Annotated in this window: 18 protein-coding genes and 1 pseudogene; 16 read left to right on the top strand and 3 right to left on the bottom strand. The window is 40.0% G+C overall.

Features of this window, described 5'->3' with window-relative positions; translation table 11 throughout:
- Positions 1–113: 113 nt before the first annotated feature.
- Positions 114–1,322, bottom strand: a complete 1,209-nt coding sequence (locus tag ACQKMR_RS23750; protein ID WP_427699494.1) for a nucleotidyltransferase — start codon at positions 1,320–1,322, stop codon at positions 114–116.
- Between the two features lie 218 nt (positions 1,323–1,540).
- Between ACQKMR_RS23750 and ACQKMR_RS23745 the strand changes: the two genes are divergently transcribed.
- The 4 genes from ACQKMR_RS23745 (at position 1,541) to ACQKMR_RS23730 (ending at position 3,913) form a co-directional block, all read left to right on the top strand.
- Positions 1,541–2,062: a YceD family protein gene (locus ACQKMR_RS23745; RefSeq protein ID WP_427699493.1), complete on the top strand. Its 522-nt coding sequence runs from the start codon at positions 1,541–1,543 to the stop codon at positions 2,060–2,062.
- A gap of 65 nt (positions 2,063–2,127) precedes the next feature.
- Positions 2,128–2,301: a 50S ribosomal protein L32 gene (gene rpmF, locus ACQKMR_RS23740; protein WP_034313929.1), complete on the top strand. Its 174-nt coding sequence runs from the start codon at positions 2,128–2,130 to the stop codon at positions 2,299–2,301.
- 151 nt (positions 2,302–2,452) lie between these two features.
- Positions 2,453–3,217, top strand: a complete 765-nt coding sequence (locus ACQKMR_RS23735) for an enoyl-CoA hydratase/isomerase family protein (RefSeq protein ID WP_427699492.1) — start codon at positions 2,453–2,455, stop codon at positions 3,215–3,217.
- A gap of 78 nt (positions 3,218–3,295) precedes the next feature.
- Positions 3,296–3,913: an RsfA family transcriptional regulator gene (locus ACQKMR_RS23730; protein ID WP_427699491.1), complete on the top strand. Its 618-nt coding sequence runs from the start codon at positions 3,296–3,298 to the stop codon at positions 3,911–3,913.
- 40 nt (positions 3,914–3,953) lie between these two features.
- Here the strand turns inward: ACQKMR_RS23730 and ACQKMR_RS23725 are convergent, their stop codons facing one another.
- Positions 3,954–4,445, bottom strand: a complete 492-nt coding sequence (locus ACQKMR_RS23725; protein WP_427699490.1) for an N-acetyltransferase — start codon at positions 4,443–4,445, stop codon at positions 3,954–3,956.
- A gap of 479 nt (positions 4,446–4,924) precedes the next feature.
- Here ACQKMR_RS23725 and ACQKMR_RS23720 point away from each other — a divergent pair, with 479 nt between their 5' ends.
- The 7 genes from ACQKMR_RS23720 (at position 4,925) to ACQKMR_RS23690 (ending at position 12,251) form a co-directional block, all read left to right on the top strand.
- Positions 4,925–5,809, top strand: a complete 885-nt coding sequence (locus tag ACQKMR_RS23720) for a 2-dehydropantoate 2-reductase (protein WP_427699489.1) — start codon at positions 4,925–4,927, stop codon at positions 5,807–5,809.
- A gap of 4 nt (positions 5,810–5,813) precedes the next feature.
- Positions 5,814–6,206, top strand: coding sequence for a DUF3397 domain-containing protein (locus ACQKMR_RS23715; RefSeq protein ID WP_427699488.1), 393 nt, complete (start codon positions 5,814–5,816; stop codon positions 6,204–6,206).
- A 109-nt stretch (positions 6,207–6,315) separates the two neighbouring features.
- Positions 6,316–7,944: a bacillithiol biosynthesis cysteine-adding enzyme BshC gene (gene bshC / locus ACQKMR_RS23710; RefSeq protein ID WP_427699487.1), complete on the top strand. Its 1,629-nt coding sequence runs from the start codon at positions 6,316–6,318 to the stop codon at positions 7,942–7,944.
- A 342-nt stretch (positions 7,945–8,286) separates the two neighbouring features.
- Positions 8,287–8,718 carry a division/cell wall cluster transcriptional repressor MraZ gene (gene mraZ, locus ACQKMR_RS23705; protein ID WP_427699486.1) on the top strand — a complete coding sequence of 144 codons (432 nt, stop codon included), beginning with the start codon at positions 8,287–8,289 and terminating at the stop codon, positions 8,716–8,718.
- Positions 8,719–8,770: 52 nt separating this feature from the next.
- Positions 8,771–9,703: a 16S rRNA (cytosine(1402)-N(4))-methyltransferase RsmH gene (gene rsmH, locus ACQKMR_RS23700; RefSeq protein ID WP_427699485.1), complete on the top strand. Its 933-nt coding sequence runs from the start codon at positions 8,771–8,773 to the stop codon at positions 9,701–9,703.
- A 32-nt stretch (positions 9,704–9,735) separates the two neighbouring features.
- The gene (gene ftsL / locus ACQKMR_RS23695; protein WP_427699484.1) at positions 9,736–10,092 is read left to right on the top strand and encodes a cell division protein FtsL; all 357 of its coding nucleotides are present in this window, start codon (positions 9,736–9,738) and stop codon (positions 10,090–10,092) included.
- A 2-nt stretch (positions 10,093–10,094) separates the two neighbouring features.
- On the top strand, positions 10,095–12,251 hold the full coding sequence (locus tag ACQKMR_RS23690; protein ID WP_427699483.1) for a penicillin-binding protein: 2,157 nt from the start codon (positions 10,095–10,097) through the stop codon (positions 12,249–12,251).
- Between the two features lie 143 nt (positions 12,252–12,394).
- Here the strand turns inward: ACQKMR_RS23690 and ACQKMR_RS23685 are convergent.
- Positions 12,395–13,267, bottom strand: a pseudogene (locus ACQKMR_RS23685) (transposase); the annotation flags it as partial.
- Between the two features lie 362 nt (positions 13,268–13,629).
- Between ACQKMR_RS23685 and ACQKMR_RS23680 the strand changes: the two are divergent.
- From ACQKMR_RS23680 to spoVE, 5 genes are all read left to right on the top strand, one after another.
- Complete coding sequence (locus tag ACQKMR_RS23680; protein ID WP_427699482.1) at positions 13,630–15,552, top strand: stage V sporulation protein D; 1,923 nt, start codon at positions 13,630–13,632, stop codon at positions 15,550–15,552.
- 158 nt (positions 15,553–15,710) lie between these two features.
- Complete coding sequence (locus tag ACQKMR_RS23675) at positions 15,711–17,183, top strand: UDP-N-acetylmuramoyl-L-alanyl-D-glutamate--2,6-diaminopimelate ligase (protein ID WP_427699481.1); 1,473 nt, start codon at positions 15,711–15,713, stop codon at positions 17,181–17,183.
- Positions 17,184–17,271: 88 nt separating this feature from the next.
- Complete coding sequence (gene mraY / locus ACQKMR_RS23670) at positions 17,272–18,249, top strand: phospho-N-acetylmuramoyl-pentapeptide-transferase (RefSeq protein ID WP_427699480.1); 978 nt, start codon at positions 17,272–17,274, stop codon at positions 18,247–18,249.
- Positions 18,250–19,602: a UDP-N-acetylmuramoyl-L-alanine--D-glutamate ligase gene (murD, locus tag ACQKMR_RS23665; RefSeq protein ID WP_427699479.1), complete on the top strand. Its 1,353-nt coding sequence runs from the start codon at positions 18,250–18,252 to the stop codon at positions 19,600–19,602.
- Between the two features lie 163 nt (positions 19,603–19,765).
- Positions 19,766–20,866 carry a stage V sporulation protein E gene (gene spoVE, locus ACQKMR_RS23660; protein ID WP_427699478.1) on the top strand — a complete coding sequence of 367 codons (1,101 nt, stop codon included), beginning with the start codon at positions 19,766–19,768 and terminating at the stop codon, positions 20,864–20,866.
- Positions 20,867–21,092 lie beyond the last annotated feature (226 nt).

Raw genomic sequence — 21,092 nt, 5'->3', positions numbered from 1 at the left:
CAGTTCATCTGTTTGCGCCTTTTTTTGATAAATTTCGATGTCAAAAACACTGCTGAATTTCACGAAGAAAGAAACTGGTGAGACTTGGTGGCCTGGGTTAACCTCCATTTTCTTTATTTAATAATAATTGGTGATTCGTATTCTCGTTTCATTAAGGAAGCTTGATATGGTTCAGGTAAGCCCAATGCATACACCTGTGCCGCCCGTAAGTCCGTTTCAATGCCATTCTTCTGATATGCTGATAGTTTAGAGATGAGCGGAACCGGCAAGTCTTTCTTGACGGTGCGAAGGTACTCCTGCCCCCGGGCATTCATGCCAAGCAGTCTGATATAAGAAGGGAGATCATTGTGTATCATTTGTTCCTTTAAAGTATGTGTGAAAATATGGACGCACATCCGCTGGAGTCGTGTCCACGTATAGCGCTTTGTCTTCATTGCAGCCATGAAATCTGAAAAGGTTTTAGCTTGTTTTGCCATTTCCTTAAATCGGTGCTCAATGCCTTCTTCGATTTCGTAGATTTCTGCCAACTCCATGAGTGAAGAGGATAGAATCCGGTATTTCAACATAGGCCAATACATTTCCCAGTCATGTAAGGTATGGTAGGTCGATAAATAATGCTCAAGGCCAATTCGTGTTGATTGTGGAATATAGCCAGCAATAGGCTCTAATTCCTGTTTTTGTTCCATGATGGCTTTCCGGATTCCTGTTGCACTTGCTATCGACTCGGAAGACAACTGTGTTTCATGGTATCCGGCCGCAACTCGTTGAATCGTATAGGGTTGAATTGAAAACCCTTTTTTTAGGGCAACACTTACATATTCTTTACCAAGAATATTATTTGGCTTCGTCAAATCCAGCACATCATCATTCTGAATTATTGATTGAAAGGCCAGGGAGGCACTTGTGGGATAGCTGTTACCGGCATCCATGGCCGATTTAATGGCTGCATCGAATGCTACAGAATTGTCAGAAAGAATTCTATGAGCCGTTATGAATGGTTCAATTCGGCCATCCTCGCTACCAAAGCAGAAAGAGTCGCAGCCAAGGTATTCCAAAAGGGAAATCGAGCCTTTTGCAAAGATCTCCGCCTTCTGGGTTGCAAATGCATAGGGGAGTTCGATGACAAGGTCAATGCCGCCTCGTAAAGCCATTTCCGCCCTTGCCCACTTACTGACAATAGCAGGTTCACCGCGCTGTAAGAATGGTCCGCTCATAACCGCCACCACGACATCTGCCCCTGTATTTTTTCTACTTTCTCTAGCATGTAAAACATGTCCATTATGAAAAGGATTATATTCGACTACTAAACCGCAAGCTTTCATTCCTTCACCTCAGAGAAAAACTTTGTATTTTTTCAACTTAGTGCTAAAATAGTATTTCAAGTAAAATTACTATAATGATTCTTCGTGATTTTTTGATTAAAATGAATCATAAACTTGGATAATCAGTTAGGATGACTACATTATAGTGTAAAGAAAAAATATTGACAAACTTATAATTGAAAGCTATAATTATTTTTGTTGCCTTGGGGTGATTTCATTTGAAATGGACGATTAGTCAACTTCAAAAAATTCGGGACAAAGATTTACGGTTTGATGAACTAGTGGATGTCTTAGACATTAAGGAGAGAGACCCGCAAATTCGCGATGTTTCTCCGATTAGAGTAGCAGGAAGAGCTGATATCAACTCGACCGAGATTACTTTTCACTTGCATCTTTCAGGTGAATTAACATTACCTTGCTCCCGTACACTGGTAGACGTGAAATATCCGATTGATATTGATACAAAGGAAACCTTTCTTTTAAAGGCAGACGACACTGATTTCTACGGAGATGATGTCACTGTTGTGGAAGGCGATGTTGTAGACCTTATACCGGTAATTAAAGAAAATTTATTGCTAGAAATTCCGATGCAGGTTTTTTGTGAGGATGTCGATTCGAACGAAGCTGCTCCTCAATCTGGGAAAGACTGGGCTGTTATTTCTGAAGAAGAAAATAAACATAAGGTTGATCCGAGATTTGCAAAGCTTGCCGACTTTTTTGACAACAATAAAGAATCTTGATTGGAACGAAAAATCGTTAATCCGATTTTTCCAGCTTTTTTATATTTTTTAAGGAGGTGGGAATAATGGCTGTACCTTTTAGAAGAACGTCGAAAACTGTAAAAAGAAAACGTCGTACACACTTCAAGCTTCAAGTACCTGGTATGGTAGAATGCCCAAGCTGTGGTGGAATGACTCTTTCACATCACGTTTGTAAAGAATGTGGAACATACAAAGGAAAAGAAGTTGTCGCAAAATAATTTCTTGACCTACTTGAAAGCTTTGCTTTCTTGGTGCAACACGCTAAAAAAAGCGCAGAGATATTTCTCTGTGCTTTTTTTACCAAGATTTTTAGCGGAATATTTAGAATATTTTGCAGCTTGACAGACAATTTATGGAGAAGGTGTTTACATGAATCAGGTGCTTATAGTTGAAAAGGATGTACGCGGTTACATGAAGATTTTATTTAATAGACCGGAAAAAAGGAATGCTGTAAATTATCAATTGATGGACGAACTTGAGGAAGTATTGTCAAAAGCAGCAAGCGACGACGAAGTAAAGATGCTGGTCCTTACGGGGGCAGGCTCTCAGGCATTCTGTTCAGGTGGGGATTTAAGTGAGTTTCATGACCTTTACACAGAGGAAGAGGCCTTTGCCATGTTATCAAAAATGGGTAAGATTCTTTATACACTAGCAGTTTTCCCAAAACCTACACTAGCGCTTCTTAATGGGAGTGCTGTCGGTGGCGGATGTGAAATAGCGACTGCCTGTGATTTTAGATTGGCAAAAAGTGGCGTTAAACTTGGTTTTGTACAGGGGACACTTGGGATTACGACAGGTTGGGGCGGTGCTTCGCTTTTACTTGAGAAAATACCAGAGCAAAAAGCGCTTAAACTTTTGTTGGATGCAAAAATACATAAAGCTGAAGAAGCCAGGGAATTTGGATTCGTAGATGAGATAATCGATGAAGATACGAATGGATGGGAAGAATTTGTAGAAGATTTACTTCGTCATGAGACAGGAGTACTGATGGCTTATAAAAAATTATTGGTCAAGAAATGGGAAGATAGCGGGATTAAAGGAAGAATGGAGGAGGAAATTCGTGAATGTGCTAAACTATGGGCGACCGATGCGCATCATGCTGCAGTCGATCGGTTTTTAAACAAGAAAAAATAAATGTTACACCATCTATATTTCTTCTATCTTTCCTAGCATGTGCATATTATGAAGTAAAACTTGCTGGGAGGTAGAGAGATGTCAATTACGAGACAAGATGCATGGACACAGGATGAGGATTTGTTACTGGTTGAAGTGGTACTAAGACATATTCGAGAAGGCAGTACACAGTTAAGGGCATTTGAAGAAGTAGGGAAGCAGGTATCAAGAACATCAGCGGCTTGTGGATTTCGTTGGAATTCTTTTGTAAGAAAACAATATAAATCAGGAATTGAGCTTGCCAAAAAACAAAGGAAAGAGCAAGTAGTCAAGGATTCCGATTTTGAAATGGGAACTGTAGTAGCAGAATTCAAGACTATTGAACAAAAGACAAATAAGGAAAGTGAAAATGAATCTATTACCCTTCAGGAAGTAATATTATATTTAACGAAAATGGATGAATTAATCCAGCTTAATAGTAAGGAAAAAGAACGAATTTCTGAGCACTCATTTTTACTTGAACAGGAAAATGATCGTTTACAGGAGGAAAATAGACTGCTGAAAGAAAACTTGAAAGTGGTAGAGGAAGATTATCGTGCGTTAATGCAAATTATGGAGCGAGCTAGAAAGCTTAGTGTGCTAGAAGACGAAAAAGCGAATCCGAAAGTGAGTTTTCAGATGGATAAAAACGGAAATTTAGAAAGAGTAAATAAATAAAAAATGCGGGTGGAAATATCCGCCCGCATTTTTTATTACCTTATTCTTGTGTATCTATGTTTATGTTCTCTTCTTGTTTGTCAAATGGGCTCCAAATTAGCGGGTTTTCACCGAGGTCCCGATCCATATCATAGGAAACAGCAGAGAAGTCCATTTTTTTCCAAAAGTCTTGTGAATGAACTCTTGGGTTCGTTTTGATTGGCATGTTCAGGCTTTTAGCGAATTCAACTAGAGCTCTTCCATAACCTTTTTTCTGATAGTTAGGCAAGACTTCAAGCTTCCAAAGAACGAGGAAGTCCCTTTTATTATCAAAATACTGGTCAAAATTAGCATTTTTTTTGTATAGACTCATCCTAGCTACAAGTTTGTCACCATAAAAGATACCGTAAAAAGGTGATTGGCTGTCGTTTTCAATGATGTTACCTTCTAAATCATCGAGCATTGACAGTTCTTGTATCCCATATTCTTTGAATTTTTTGAATTCCTCAAGCGTTTTAAAATTTACAAGTAATCGCTCCACCTTGTATTCCATAAAAAAGCTCCCCCTTAATTCAGATAATACTCTTCCGACAATACCTTTGAAAATACCTCAATGCTAAAGTTATCGTCTGGAATTCCAGCTTAAGTCATAAATCTAGTGTGGCATCAATCGATTCATCCTAGCTGATAAAATGCTACAGCCGTGTATCCCCCGCCTTTTTTTCTTCGATTTCTCGTCGACTTAAAAAAGGAGGTATCTTTTGTTCCTATAAAGTCAAAAAAATGGCTCGGCTTTTATATCTAATATACCATTAATTTATCTTATAAAGAAGGAAATAAAACTTTGGCTGTCGTATTTATAATTCGCCCCCTTTATTTTTATCGCTAGCGGAAAAGAGCATGGGGATAGCGATATTTTTAATTAAAGTTATTTAGCAGGGTTTTGTTCGATCGAGGGGGAGGGAATCTGCAGGATTAAAAAGAAAATGTGTTAAAATAGTAAATATATATCAAAAAGTAAGGAAGATTATTATGAGAATTGGAATCATTGGGGGCGGGGCAATCGGTTTGTTATTCGCATCTCGTTTGAGTGGGAATCATAGTGTTACCCTTTATACTCGTACAACGGAACAAGCATCCATCATAAATCGTGATGGTCTGTGCCTTATTGAGAATGGGAAACGTCGGTTGCTGACAGGGATAGTGTCGAAAGCTATAGAAGAAGGTATTTCGCGTGAAGATCTTATCATAATAACTGTTAAGCAATATCACCTTTCGCAAATCTTACCCGTCATTGAACGTATACAAGTTCCGTTGCTATTCTTGCAGAATGGCTATGGACATATTTCTTATTTGAAACAGCTGCAATCACCAGTTATCTATGTGGGGGTAGTGGAGCATGGGTCACAGAAACATGACCAGAATACTGTAGAGCATACAGGACTTGGTATCACGAGGGTTGCCTCGTTCAAAGGAAGTCTTGATCAGCTGTCGTTATTAGATAAAAAAATTGATCGTTTTCCTTTTTCTAAGAGCGAGAACTATCACTCTATGCTGATAGATAAGCTGGTCGTAAATGCAGTGATTAATCCATTAACAGCAATACTAACTGTAGAAAATGGAAAATTAATCAGTAATCCCTTTTATTATCAACTGTTTCAGGCTCTTTTCGAGGAAATTTCTGCAATTTTAGAATTGCCAAATAAGATGGGGTCATTTGAACATGTAAAATCCGTTTGTTTTGCAACAGCAGAAAACCGATCTTCCATGCTTAAAGACATAGAAAATGGCAGGAAAACGGAAATCGATGCTATTTTGGGTTATATCCTCTCTGAGGCAAAGAGTAAAGAGAAAAGTAATTGTGTAACGGCTGCTCTATATAAGATGGTTAAAGGAAAAGAGTTTCAGGGAGGGTGAGGGTGTGCCGAGTTTTGTATCAAGTCTTGCTGCTATATTTATTACCTTGCCCTTTATAGGGTATATTCTATTTTTTATTGTTGCTAAACAATTTACTGGAAACCATAGACGATCCGTTCAATTTGCGATGGATATGAGTACATTACTATTCGTTTTATCAGTCCATTATTTAATTATTACAATTTGGAATATACATATTCTTTGGGTGATCATGCTGATCATGATTGCAAACGCATTTGTTGTTGTTCTTGTCCATTACAAGGTGAAAGAAGAAATCATTTTTCATAAGGTTTTAAAAGGCTTTTGGAGAGTGAATTTTGCCTTCTTTTTCTGCGCTTACCTCCTGTTATTTTCCATAGGTTTGATTACAAGTATTACGAAGATATTGACTACATAACATAGAACATAACATCAATTTTCTGCTGCTGGGCAACTTCTTTTGTTTTCTTAAAACAGAATGTTATACTCTAAAAAGAATTGTAGTTGCAGAGAAAGGGAGAACAGAAATGGAGATGAAAGATCTCGCGTTACCATCTTTAAATCGTTTTGCATCGGACTATTTACAAAACCGTCTTGAAGCCGAGGAGTATTTTCACTATGACTTGTCCAATCCGGACATATACCGTAATAGATACCATGAATTGATGAACCGCTCGTTTTTACGGGGGGAGATATCAGATTACATACAACAATACATGTCTCGTTTTCCAAGTAGTGATGCTGTTAATGTTAATATTGAAAGGTTACGTAGTAACGATTCAGTGGTCGTGATTGGCGGGCAGCAGGCTGGTTTATTGTCAGGTCCGCTTTATACGATACATAAAGTGATATCGATCATTAAGCTTGCAAAAGAACAAGAAAAAGAACTAGGAAAGTCTGTAATTCCTGTTTTTTGGATAGCTGGTGAAGATCATGATTTAGCTGAAGTCAATCATGTTTATGTAATGAAAAACAATAAACCTAATAAAAAAACATACCCTTCTTATCAGCCATATAAAACAATGGTTTCGGATGTGGAGCTTGATACGGAAAAGGCAGAGAAGTGGTTTGAAGAAATCATTGAAACATATGGAGAAACAACCTTTACGAATAAACTTCTTATTGATATTAAAGAAACGATCGAGCAATCGAACACATTCGTCGACTTTTTTGCCCGTCTGATTCATGAATGGTTTCATGAATATGGCCTTTTACTTGTCGACGCCGGTGATCCGAAACTAAGGGAAATTGAAACAGGCTTCTTTGAATCGATGATTAAAGAAAGTGAACGAATCGCAGAAGTTGTCGTTGAGCAACAAACATATATGCATGCTCAAGGCTATGCAAAAATGATAGAAATGGATAAACAGGCAGCAAATTTATTTTATTATGATACAGATAAAAAAGATCGATGTTTGCTTGAACGGGTAGATGGTATGTTCAGCGGGAAAAACGGAGAGGTTTCATTTTCTGAGAAGGAACTCTTGCAGATAGCCAAAGGTCATCCAGAACAACTAAGCAATAATGTCATTACTCGTCCACTTATGCAGGAAATGCTTTTCCCCGTATTAGCCTTTATTTCTGGACCGGGGGAAATTGCTTATTGGGCTGAATTGAAACAGGCATTTGAGTTGTTTTCAATGAAGATGCCGCCAATCGTTCCGAGATTAAACATCACGCTTGTAGAGCGTGGCGTTCAAACTGATCTTGAGGAAACGGAACTCGAGTTGGAGACCGTGTTGACTGAAGGAACAACGAATGCTGTCCGATGTTACCTTGATACTGTGAAGGATGAGACGGTTGATCAATTATTCGGGAAGTTGAAATCGCAACTTGAAGATAATCATGCAAAACTATCAGTGCACGCTGTTTCTTTAGATAGAGGTCTTGAGCCGATGTTGAATAAAAATATCGAATTCATCCAAAAGCAATTGGATTTCTTGTATGGGAAAATTGGTGACCGTACTAAGGAACGACACTCGGTTGTATTGAAAAAGTTTGAAAGGATATCGAATTCGTTGTATCCTCTGGAATCACCACAGGAGAGGATTTGGAATGTTTTTTATTACTTAAATCAATATGGACCAGATTTTGTTCGGGAGATTATGAAACTGGATTATCAGTTCAATAACCAGCATAAACTGATTTTTTTGTAGGAAAATCACCTGATTGGATGAGAGTGGTGGGCTAATGATTTTGAATAAGGAGACTCAGCTACCCTTAGGATCAACGGGACTATAAAAACCAGCAGAAAGACAGGCGGCCAGCCTGTCTTTTTTTTGTTGGTGGCCATTTGGCAGGTAAGCCTTCGACAGTATTAGTGTGACTGTGTCCTAGTCTGCGTTAATTCGAGTGAAATGTTGTTGTCTTTAAATAAATTGGCTAAATAAACTTAAGGAGAAAAGAAGGGAATTTTTACTTATAAGGAGAAAGTAAAAACAAGTGGAGAAAGGTGGGGGAATGTGGTACATTGAGATTAGAATGTGGGGGTTGTGGGTATGTTCATGGGAGAGTACCATCATAACATCGATATAAAAGGTCGTCTGATTGTCCCAGCGAAATTCAGGGACAACCTTGGGGAACAATTTGTACTGACCCGTGGACTTGATCAATGTTTATTTGGTTACCCTATGGAAGAGTGGAAGCTGCTTGAAGAGAAGCTGAAAGCCCTGCCTTTAACAAAAAAAGATGCCCGAGCCTTTACCCGTTTTTTCTTTTCGGCAGCAACAGAATGCGAAATAGATAAACAAGGGCGAATAAATATTCCCACGCCGCTTACTTCATATGGCCAATTGGAAAAAGAATGTGTAATTCTTGGTGTTACCAATCGTATTGAGATTTGGAGCAAATCCCTTTGGGAAGACTATTTTTCAGCTTCAGAGGATTCTTTCGCTGAGATAGCAGAAAATATGATTGGCTTTGATATTTAAGGCTGCCCTCAGAAATAGAGTTACTCAATAACCGATTGGAAGGATGTCTAACATGTTTCAACATACAACAGTGTTATTAAAAGAGACGGTTGATGGATTAAACATCAAACCTGATGGAATTTATGTAGATTGTACTTTAGGAGGGGCAGGTCACAGCGAATACTTGCTTTCACAGCTATCTGACAAGGGCAGACTTTATGCTTTTGATCAGGACGAAACGGCGATTCAAAATGCTAAGGCTAAATTAGAAAGCTATGGCGACCGTATTGTACTCGTTCCTAATAATTTCAAATACCTAAAAGAAGAGTTGAATGCCCGGGGAATCGAGAAAGTGGATGGGGTTCTTTATGATTTAGGTGTGTCATCTCCACAATTGGATACACCAGAGCGAGGATTCAGTTATAACCATGATGCGCCGCTGGATATGAGGATGGATCAGAGCGCTACCATTTCTGCATATGATGTTGTGAATACTTGGTCATTCCATGAATTGATGAGAATCTTCTTTCAATATGGAGAAGAAAAATTTTCTAAGCAAATTGCGAGGAAAATTGAAGCAGCTCGTGAAATAAAACCGATTGAAACAACGTTTGAGCTTGTAGAGCTAATTAAAGATGGAATTCCTGCACCGGCAAGAAGAAAAGGTGGACACCCAGCCAAACGAGTATTTCAAGCGATACGAATTGCTGTAAATGATGAACTGGGTGTCTTTGAAGATTCTTTAGAGCAAGCTATATCGCTTTTGGATGTAGAAGGAAGAATATCTGTCATCACATTCCATTCACTTGAAGATAGAATTTGTAAAACAGTATTTAAAAAAGCCAGTGCCCTGCCAGACCTTCCGCATGGACTTCCTGTCATCCCTGACGAATTCAAACCACCTATGAAAATAATTACGAGAAAACCAATCTTACCTTCAGAAGAGGAATTGGAAGGGAATAATCGTTCTCGGTCGGCTAAGTTAAGAATCGCCGAAAAACAATAAATTATATAAAAAATCAGTAAGGGGGAACATGAATGAGTTCCATAGCCAAAAAAATACAAGAACAGCAATATGAAGACCAACAGCAACAGCAGACACATCAAACAGTGGTCATCCGTAAAGCGAAAATATCAATTGGTGAAGTATTCTTACTATGTGCCCTTGCTATTATGGTTACCTTTATGGGAGTAAAAATAGTTTCTAATCAAGCGGCCATTTATGAAACGAATAAAGAAATCCAGCAAGTCGAAGCATCAATTGATGAACAAAGTAAAGTGAACGAAGATTTGAAAGTGCAGGTTGACGAACTTAGTACATACGAAAGAATTTGGAAAAAAGCTGAAGAGCTAGGGTTCGAGTTAAATAAGAATAATGTGAAGGGTGTGCAGTGATAATGCAGAAACAAAAAAATATGAAGCATGGAGCAGCCGGATTATTCTTCTTATTCGGCCTGCTCTTTTTTGTATTAATTTGCCGCTTTTTGTATATTCAGGTGACAGGTACAGCTGGTGGTGAGGTACTAGCTTCGAAAATCGACAAGAAATATGAAAGAGAACAGGTCATAGAAGCTAAAAGGGGAAGTATCCTCGATACAAAGGGTGAAGTCATTGCAGAGGACACTTCTTCCTATATTTTAAGGGCTGTACTCAGTGAAAAGGAAGCTGAGCATGTCAAAGACCCAGAAATGACGGCTGCTAAACTTGCTAAATATATAGATATGGATGAGCAGGACATCTATGAGCGCCTTACGAAAAAAGGGGCATACCAGGTGGAGTTTGGAAAGGCCGGCAAGGATTTGACTCAGGTTGTCAAACAGGAAATAGAAAAATTGGAACTGCCGGGAATTACATTTGGAAGAACGAATAAACGCTTTTATCCGAATGGAATCTTCGCATCCCATCTAATTGGCTATGTAGAAAAAGATGAGGGAACGGGAGAAATGGCTGGTAAGTTCGGAATTGAAAAGTACCTCAATAAAGAATTGCAGGAAACGGATGGAAAGCTGACATATGACAGTGACAAATGGGGAATTCTTTTACCGGATACGAAGGAAAAGGTGGAAGCTCCAGATAATGGTAATGATGTAATGCTGACCATCGACAAGAAAATTCAAACTTTCTTGGAAGATTCGTTGAGTAAAGTGCAAGAAAAGTATGATCCCGAGCAAATCATAGCGATTGTATCCAATCCCAAAACGGGGGAAATTGTAGCGATGGGGCAAAGACCTACCTTCCATCCGACAACGAAAGAGGGGCTAACGGATACATGGCGTAACCTGGCAATTGAAGAAACCTTCGAACCTGGATCAACCATGAAAACTTTCACCCTTGCCGCGGCTGTTGAGGAAGGGGTCTTTAATCCAAATGAAACTTTTACTGCCGGTACTTACAAAGCGGGTTCAGGGGAAATTCATGATCACAGTGGCATTAAAAGAGGAAAAAGTATGACCTTTCTCGAAGGGGTACAACGTTCTTCCAACGTAGCTTTTGCTACTCTTGCTATGGATAAGATCGGAGCTGATACCTTCCGTGAGTATTTGACCAAGTTCGGTTTCGATAAAAAAACTGGGATAGATTTGCCAAACGAGATAACCGGTAAAATTCAATATAAGTATAAGCTTGAACAGGTTACAACCTCCTTTGGACAAGGTTCGACCGTTACCCCGATTCAACAGATCCAAGCAGCTTCGGCAATTGCTAATGATGGAAAAATGATGCAGCCGTACGTGATAAAAAGCATTTCCGATCAGGATACCGGAAAAGTATTGAAAACGACAAAACCAAAAGTATCAGGTGAACCGATTTCAGCAGAGACTGCTAAACAAGTACGTGACTATTTGGAAACAGTAATCTCCGCAGAAAAAGGAACAGGGAAAAAATATGCCATTGAAGGATACGAAGTAGCAGGGAAAACAGGTACAGCTCAGATTGCCGGTCCAACTGGCCGATATTTAGAAGGGAAGAATAACTATGTATTCTCCTTTTTAGGTATGGCTCCAAAAGATGACCCGCAACTGGTCATCTATGTGGCGGTTAAAAAGCCAAACTTAGGTGCTACTTATGTAGGAGCTGATCCATTGTCTGAGATATTTAATCCTGTTATGCAAAATAGCCTGCAATATTTAAACATAAAACCTTCTGATGTTAAAAAACAAAAAGCCAATAAAATCGTTGACTATACGAATCAAACCGAGAGTTCAGCGGTCAAAGAGCTGAAGGAACTTGGCTATGATGTAAGTACGATCGGAAGTGGGCGTAAAGTGCTTGATCAATCCCCGAAAGCCGGTAGTACCCTATTACAGGGTGAAAAAATAATCTTGAAAACCGAAGGCGAAATGAAAGTTCCTGAGATGAAGGGATGGTCCTTGCGCGATGTCATGAAATTAGCTAAGGTTGCAAAACTGGATCTGAAAACTACAGGAACTGGCTATGTGAGTAAACAGGGTATCGAAGCCGGGAAAAAGATGAAGGAAGGGGATACCTTCAATATTGAATTATCCCAGCCTGAAGGGGCTGCAGAAGATATACCAACTAAAGAGAAAACAGAGTGATGATAAAGAGGAGATCCAAACGGATCCCCTCTTTCAGTATGTAGACAAAAGGGTTTCGGAATGATCTCATTCCGAAACCCTTTTGATTTCTTATTGGATTTGAAGCAGTTATAGAGAATAGTTAACCTCTCCGAGGTCATTATTTAGGCCATTTCTGGCCCTTGCCAAGTCCGGTTGGCCATCGTTCTTTACATTCATGGCAGCGAAAGTAAGCATCGCCTGCATCGACAATTTTTTAAGTCCCCTTAAAGTAGTCCAACACATACCATGCTTTTCTTTTGCATCTGCGAATACTCGCTCAATTGTTTCTTTGCGTTTCGCATAAATTGGTTTTATATCTGCATGATGGCGAAGATGATCTGCTTCTTCCACATATTCTCACCAAATGTGACGTATCACTACTTTTTGATGATCTTTACTTTCGGTACATTGTGCTAAAAAAGGACATGTTGCACAAATGTGTTTCGGTGATTTGTACTCACGATAGCCCTCTTTTAGTGGTTGTAGAATAAGTCAAAGAATTCATCGTAAACATATTCACTCTCTGGATCGGTTGTACTTTCTTCAATTTCTTTCTCTTCTTCCTTATCGAACTTTTCTTAAGAGATTGGCTTTTTTTCGTGGTCTTAGCGGTCTTGGTTAATCTCACTTTGAAGACGTTCTCGATAAGCAAGTGTTTCTTTCCTAACGATTTTCTTTTCAAATTTGCGCTTATTCGCCTTCTCCTTCACATGTGTGGAATCAACGAAAACGTGTTCTGCACTGATTAACTTTTTCTCCGTAGCAGCCTTTAATATACGGTAGAAAATCTGTTCAAACAGGTCTGTATCTTTAAAGCGACGCTCGTAGTTTTTTCCAAAGGTAGAGAAGTGAGGTACTTTATCATGAAAGCCGTAACCTAAGAACCAACGATAGGCCATGTTCGTATCTATCTCTTCAATGGTCTTGCGCATCGGACGAATACCGAAGGTATATTGAATGAATGTCAGTTTAACTAAAATAACTGTTTTAATATTTAAAACAAAAAAGACTGTTGGCAAAAGGGGTTCTATCTAAATGTTAAAACAAAGTTGATTGGAACGAAAGGTGCGAGACTCCTGCGGGAAAAGCGCGTCCAGGGGAGACCCCACAGGCGCAAGCCGAGGAGGCTCCCGGACCGCCCGCGGAAAGCGAGTGCCCTACGTTCCAATCAACGTTCAAATTGTACAAGCCATAAAAAACTGTAGACAAACTCAATTATTATCGAGTTTGTCTACAGTCTGAAAAGAGGGTGATCCAAGTTGATCACCCTCTTTATTTTTTTTGATTGTTTTCATAGTCTAGCATTGAGTAGACAAGCATATATATTGAAGCATGTATGAAATGGAGGTGCCTGTTTTTGCGTGTTTCGAATGTTACGGTCCGAAAACGGCTGGCAATCGCATTGGCAGTAGGTCTCGTTGTGTTTTTTATCATTGATATCCGCTTAGGGATTGTTCAATTTTATCTTGGGGACAAGTTGACCGGGTTGGCTAAGGATTCCTGGAGCAGGAATATTCCTTTTGAGGCCAAACGTGGTGAGATTTTGGATCGGAATGGTGTCGAACTGGCAACGAATATATCAGCTCCAACTGTATATGTCATCCCGAGACAGATTGAGAACCCTGGTGAGACGGCGGAACAGCTGGCTTCAATATTAGATATGACGAAGGAAAAAGCTTATCAATGGTTAACTAAACAGGAGATGAGTGTCAGAATTCCGGAAGGTAGAAAGATATCTCATGAAAAGGCGAAAGAAATAAAAGCATTAGGGATAAAAGGCGTGTATATCGCCGAAGATTCAAAGCGTCATTACCCATTTGGGGAATACCTCTCGCATGTGCTTGGCTTTACGGGTTCAGATAACCAGGGATTGATGGGAATTGAATTATCGTATGACAAGGAGCTAAGTGGGGAAAAAGGATTTGTGAAATTTTATTCGGATGCCAAAGGGAAAAGGCTTGAGAATATGGCAGATGACTATAAGCCGCCTGTTGATGGAGATAACTTGAAACTGACGATTGATAGCAGAATTCAGACAATAGTAGAACGGGAGCTCGATAATGCAGAGGCGACTTATAATCCTGATGGTCTTATTGCCATTGCGATGGATCCGAATACTGGGGAAATATTGGCGATGTCGAGTAGGCCGACTTTTGACCCAGCTAATTTTCAAAATGTACCCTCTGAAGTGTATAATCGCAATTTACCAGTTTGGAGTATTTATGAACCGGGTTCGACGTTTAAGATCATTACCCTTGCTGCAGCGCTTGAGGAAGGGAAAGTCGACTTACAAAAAGAACACTTTTACGATTCCGGTCATGTGGAAGTCTCAGGATCCACGCTGCATTGTTGGAAAAGGGGAGGACATGGGGACCAAACTTTCCTAGAAGTTGTTGAGAACTCATGTAACCCTGGTTTTGTAGAGCTTGGTAACCGTCTTGGCAAAGAAAAGTTGTTTAAATATATTAATGATTTCGGTTTTGGACAAAAAACTGGAATTGATTTAACAGGAGAAGGAAGAGGAATCATGTTTAATATGGATCGGGTAGGTCCAGTTGAGCAGGCAACAACTGCGTTTGGACAAGGTGTTGCTGTAACTCCCATTCAGCAGGTCACAGCTGTTTCGGCAGCAGTTAATGGAGGAACATTATATACACCTTACATTGCAAAGGAAATGGTTGATCCAAAAAATGGGGATGTACTAATGAGAAAGACCCCCCAGGCGAAAAAAAGGGTGATTTCAGAAGAAACTTCCAAGAAAGTCCGTGAAGCACTTGAATCCGTTGTTGCGAAAGGAAGCGGTAAAGGAGCTTTCGTAGAGTCGTACCGGGTCGGTGGGAAAACGGGTACAGCCCAAAAAGCGGAAAATGGCCGATATTTAGAAAATAATTATATACTCTCATTTATTGGAGTAGCCCCGGCAGATGATCCGCAAATCGTCGTCTATATAGCAGTGGATAATCCTAAAGGAACTGTTCAATTCGGTGGCGTCGTTGCCGCACCAATCGTCGGAAATATCATGGAAGATTCATTAAGGGCTATGGGTGTAAAGCCAAGGAAAAACCAGATTGAAAAGGAAACGCTCTGGACGGATCCTGTTATGATCGAGGTGCCTAATGTTGTGGGTATGAGCAGGAAAGAGCTACAAACCCAGCTCATCGATCTTAAACTTGATATTTCCGGGAATGGGGATAAAGTCATAAATCAAGCTCCGGATGCAGGGGTTAAAGTAAAAGAAGGCTCTACAATAAGAATTTATCTTGGCGAAAATACAGAATAAGTATAAAATAATATATGATTAGTTAAAGCGGCTGAAGAATCATCAGCCGCTTTGTTTACGGAGTCGTATAAAGCCAGTATAATTAAAATTGGTTTCTCGACAAGCCAAAGTTAATCACATATAATGAATCCTCAAATTAAGTTGAGAGGGATGGAAAAATGAAGCTTCACAAATTACTATCTTATTTACACTCCTTATTTAAGTATGAAGGAGAAAATCCTGAGATCACCTCCATTGAAAATGATAACCGTAAAGTCAAAGACGGAAGTTTATTTGTTTGTATAAAAGGTTATACAGTCGATGGTCATGATTTTGCCCAATCAGCTGTCGAACAAGGAGCTTCGGCAGTCATCGCCGAACGACCGCTTGACTTGAATGTTCCAGTAATTGTTGTCCGTGATTCAAGCAGAGCCATGGCGGTCCTTGCTGATGCATTTTTCGGCCATCCGACCCAAAAGGTGCGCTTGATTGGAATTACAGGTACGAACGGCAAAACGACGACCAGTCATTTACTTGAAAAGATATTCGAGGATCAAAAGGAAAAAACAGGATTGATTGGCACCATGTATACGAAAGTTGCTGACAAGGTGTATGAAACTAAGAATACGACGCCAGATAGCGTTATATTGCAGAAGGCTTTTCATGAAATGACCGAAGCAGATGTCACAACGGCTATCATGGAAGTTTCTTCACATGCGCTTGAACTTGGGCGCGTCCACGGCTGTGATTATGATATTGCCGTTTTTACAAATTTAACGCAGGATCATTTGGATTTCCATAAAACCATGGACAGATATAGGCAGGCGAAATCATTATTTTTCTCCCAGCTCGGCAATGCCTACATAGAAAATCGTCCCAAATATGCTGTGCTTAATGCTGATGATGATGCAACAGAAGATTTCATCAAGGTGACCGCTGCTACAGTTGTTACATATGGAATTGACAAAGAAGCTGATATTAGTGCCAAGGATATAACGATTGATGCAAAAGGCACATCATTCACCTTGACTGCAGGTAAAGAAGAACGTGAAGTTCAGTTACAGCTAATTGGTAAATTCAGCGTCTATAATGTTCTAGCAGCCATTTCTGCTGCTCTATGCGCCGGGAACGATCTGGATGAGACCATAAAATCTATTGAGGAAATACAAGGTGTTGCCGGCCGTTTTGAGCTTATTTCGGCGAATCAGGATTTCCCGGTCATTGTTGACTATGCTCATACTCCGGACAGTCTAGAAAATGTTTTGAAGACAGTAGGAGAATTTGCTGAAAAGAAAATTTTTGTAATAGTTGGCTGCGGTGGGGACCGTGATAAAACAAAGCGTCCAATCATGGCCGAAATTGCTTGCAGATTGGCGTCTGACCCAATATTCACTTCAGATAATCCACGTAGTGAAAATGCCGCCCAAATCCTTCGGGATATGGAAGCTGGTGTAGCTGGTAAAGAATACACGGTTATCGAAGAACGCAGAGAGGCAATCGATTATGCTGTTTCCAAAGCCAAAGCAGGAGACGTTATCTTAATAGCGGGAAAAGGACATGAAACTTATCAACAAGTCGGTAACGAAGTGCTTCACTTTGATGACCGTGAAGAAGCAGAAAAAGCGATTCAAAGAAGGTTGGGTTCAGTCTGAATCATTGATATTTGACCCACCGGACAAACATGAAACGACAACAAGTAGAATTTATATTTGAATTGTGTTAGGAATGAGGGAGTAAGGAATGTTGGAACAAGTAATTTTTTATACGATTTTGGTGGCGTTTTTAGTAACCGTTCTTCTATCGCCGATTTTTATCCCGTTTTTAAGAAGATTGAAATTCGGGCAAAGTATCCGGGAAGAAGGACCACAATCGCATCAAAAGAAAACGGGAACACCTACTATGGGCGGACTGGTCATATTATTATCGGTTACCATCGCTACATTAGTAATGACTTTTAAATTTTCGGTACCATCTACAGAAACGTATTTATTATTATTCGTTACTTTAGGATTTGGTTTATTAGGTTTCTTGGACGATTTTATCAAAGTGGTCATGAAGCGGAATCTAGGCTTGACTTCGAAGCAAAAACTATTGGGTCAAATCGTGATATCCGTTATCTTTTACTTCGTCTTTAAGCAGACAGACCGTTTTAATCCGGAATTGACGATTCCTGGTACTGATTTTTCGATTGATTTTGGCTGGTTTTATCTCTTTATTGTGATTTTCTGGCTAGTAGGTTTTTCTAATGCCGTCAATTTGACGGATGGGCTTGATGGACTTGTCTCAGGTACGTCTGCTATTGCTTTTGGTGCTTTTGCAGTACTAGCTTGGAGTCAGTCCCAATATGATGTTGCTATATTTTCTGTAGCAGTTGTCGGTGCTGTTTTAGGTTTCCTTGTCTTCAATGCACATCCTGCAAAGGTATTTATGGGGGATACAGGGTCCTTAGCTCTTGGGGGAGCGATTGCTACAATTGCCCTGTTAACGAAACTTGAAATACTGCTAGTAATCATTGGTGGCGTCTTCGTCATTGAAACGCTATCGGTCATTTTACAAGTAGGATCGTTTAAAACGACTGGAAAGCGTATTTTTAAGATGAGTCCGCTTCACCATCATTATGAGCTTTCTGGCTGGTCGGAATGGCGCGTCGTCGTGACTTTCTGGACAGTAGGGCTGCTGTGTGCGGTACTCGGAATCTATTTAGAGGTGTGGATATAATTGAAAGAGACAGCAAAGTATTCAGAGAAAAAAGTATTGGTATTAGGATTAGCGAAAAGCGGAGTGATGGCAGCTTCGCTTCTACATAAATTAGGTGCTTTTGTGACAGTTAATGACATGAAGCCATTATCAGAAAATCCGGAGGCGCAGGGGCTTCTTGAACAGGGAATCAAAGTCATATGCGGTAGCCATCCGATTGAACTGCTTGATGAGGGATTTGAACTGATTGTGAAAAATCCGGGAATTCCCTATCGTAATCCACTTGTTAAAGGTGCCTTGGAAAAAGGGATTCCAGTTATTACGGAAGTTGAACTTGCCTATCAGATCAGCGAGGCACCTTTCATAGGCATCACGGGTACAAATGGGAAAACGACAACGACAACGTTGATTTTTGAAATGTTGAAGACCGGTGAAAAATCACCACTTATTGCTGGGAATATTGGGACGGTTTCCTCTGGTGTTGCTGAGAAAGCAAAATCTGATGACACGATTGTTATTGAATTATCATCTTTCCAGCTGATGGGGATTGAGGAATTCCGTCCAGAAATCTCAATCATGACGAATTTATATGAAGCGCATTTGGATTATCATAGTTCAAAGCAGGAATATGCTGAAGCAAAGGCTGCGATTACGAAAAATCAAATAGCTTCAGATTTCATGATCTTTAATGCAGATCAAGACGTCGTTTTAGCTATGGCGAATAAGTCCAAGGCTGAGCTTGTACCGTTTTCAACTGAAGTAAAACATGAGAATGGAGCATATGTCGAAGATTTTGCTGTCTTTTTCCGAGGTGAAAAAGTGATTGATGTTTCAGACATCGCCCTTCCTGGAAAACACAATTTGGAAAATGTGCTAGCTGCAATTTCAGCGGCGAAACTAAAGGGTGTTGCTAACGAAGCTATTCAAAAAGTATTAAAAACGTTTTATGGTGTAGAGCATCGTCTGCAGTTTGTGGCGACGGTTGAAAATCGTAAATTTTATAACGATTCGAAAGCCACGAACATTCTTGCAGCCTCCAAAGCTTTAACATCATTTACAGAACCTGTGATCTTATTGGCGGGCGGGTTGGATCGTGGAAATGAATTTGACGAGTTAAAACCTGCTATGAAAAATGTCAAAGCCGTGATAACGTTTGGTGAAACGGCAGAAAAAATTGAACGGATAGCCAAAGAAATAGGAATAACGAATATAAAACGTGTCGATAATGTAGTAAAGGCCGTACCGGCTGCTTTTGAATTATCAAATGAAGGCGACTGTATTCTCCTCTCCCCGGCTTGTGCAAGCTGGGATCAATATAAAACTTTTGAGCAAAGAGGAGACATGTTTATGGATGCTGTGCATAAACTGAAATAAGAGCTCTCGCAGAAGGAAGTGAACCTGCTTCTACGTTGACACCTTGGAAAAAAGCGATAATGAGCCGTTATCGCTTTTTTTTTGACTAAAGTGCTGACAAGCAAATCAGCATTCAGGTTTTATATTCGAACAGGCTCGAAAAACTTCCTAGAGGTGGATGTCCGTGCCATTAAAAAAATCCAATCCTGATCTCATACTCATTATCGTCACCTTAAGTCTCTTGACCGTTGGTTTAATCATGGTTTACAGCGCGAGTGCCATTTGGGCGACTTATAAATTTGATGATTCCTTTTATTTTGCTAAAAGACAGCTGCTGTTTGCCTGTGTTGGGGTCATAGCAATGTTTTTCATCATGAATGTGGATTACTGGACATGGCGAACTTGGGCCAAAATCCTAATCATCATTTGTTTCATTTTGCTATTGGCTGTGCTAGTTCCTGGTATCGGAATGGCGAGAAATGGTTCGAGGAGCTGGATTGGTGTAGGGGCCTTCTCGGTTCAACCCTCAGAGTTCATGAAGCTAGCGATGATTGCTTTTTTAGCTAAGTTTTTATCTGAACGGCAAAAGTTGATCACCTCCTTTAAAAAAGGGATGCTCCCATCTTTGGGCCTTGTATTTTTGGCATTTGGACTAATCATGTTACAGCCTGATCTTGGGACAGGAACGGTCATGGTTGGAACATGCATCGTTATGATTTTTATTTCCGGGGCAAAAATCAGCCATTTTGTTGGCTTAGGGTTAATCGGTGTATTAGGTTTTGTCGGTCTGATTTTGTCGGCTCCATACCGGATAAAAAGGATCACTTCGTTTCTGGATCCATGGGAAGACCCATTGGGTAGCGGGTTTCAAATGATTCAATCGTTTTATGCAATCGGGCCCGGAGGATTGTTTGGTCTCGGATTGGGCCAAAGCCGGCAGAAGTTTTTCTATTTACCAGAACCGCAGACCGATTTTATTTTCGCAATACTTTCTGAGGAACTAGGCTTCATCGGAGGCTCGATGATCATTTTGTTATTTGCGCTTATGCTCTGGCGGGGCATTCGGATCGCTCTCGGTGCACCCGATTTGTATGGGAGTCTTGTAGCGGTGGGAATTATTGCGATGGTCGCCATTCAAGTGATGATCAATATAGGCGTTGTCACAGGTTTGATGCCCGTTACCGGAATCACCTTGCCGCTTTTAAGTTATGGAGGTTCATCCCTTACGCTCATGCTGATGGCTATCGGAGTACTATTGAATATTAGCCGATATTCAAGGTTCTAACAGCAAGTAAACATGTGTTTTTATCAAAAGGAAGCCCTGTTCAAATGAACTATACCCCGGATAACGGACACACATAAAAAAGTGTCCCTTATCCGGGTTTTTTTATGTTTCAATAGATGTAATGAGTATGGACGGAGGGTTTCTATGAGTAAGAATATATATACTGAATTTCAGATTAAAGAACTTGAAAAGAATCCAAATATCATTAGTGCTTCCGAGCGATCTA

The sequence above is a fragment of the Peribacillus sp. NPDC096540 genome (assembly GCF_050278525.1).
Taxonomy (GTDB): domain Bacteria; phylum Bacillota; class Bacilli; order Bacillales; family DSM-1321; genus Peribacillus.
This window is presented reverse-complemented; position numbering and strand designations above follow the sequence as displayed.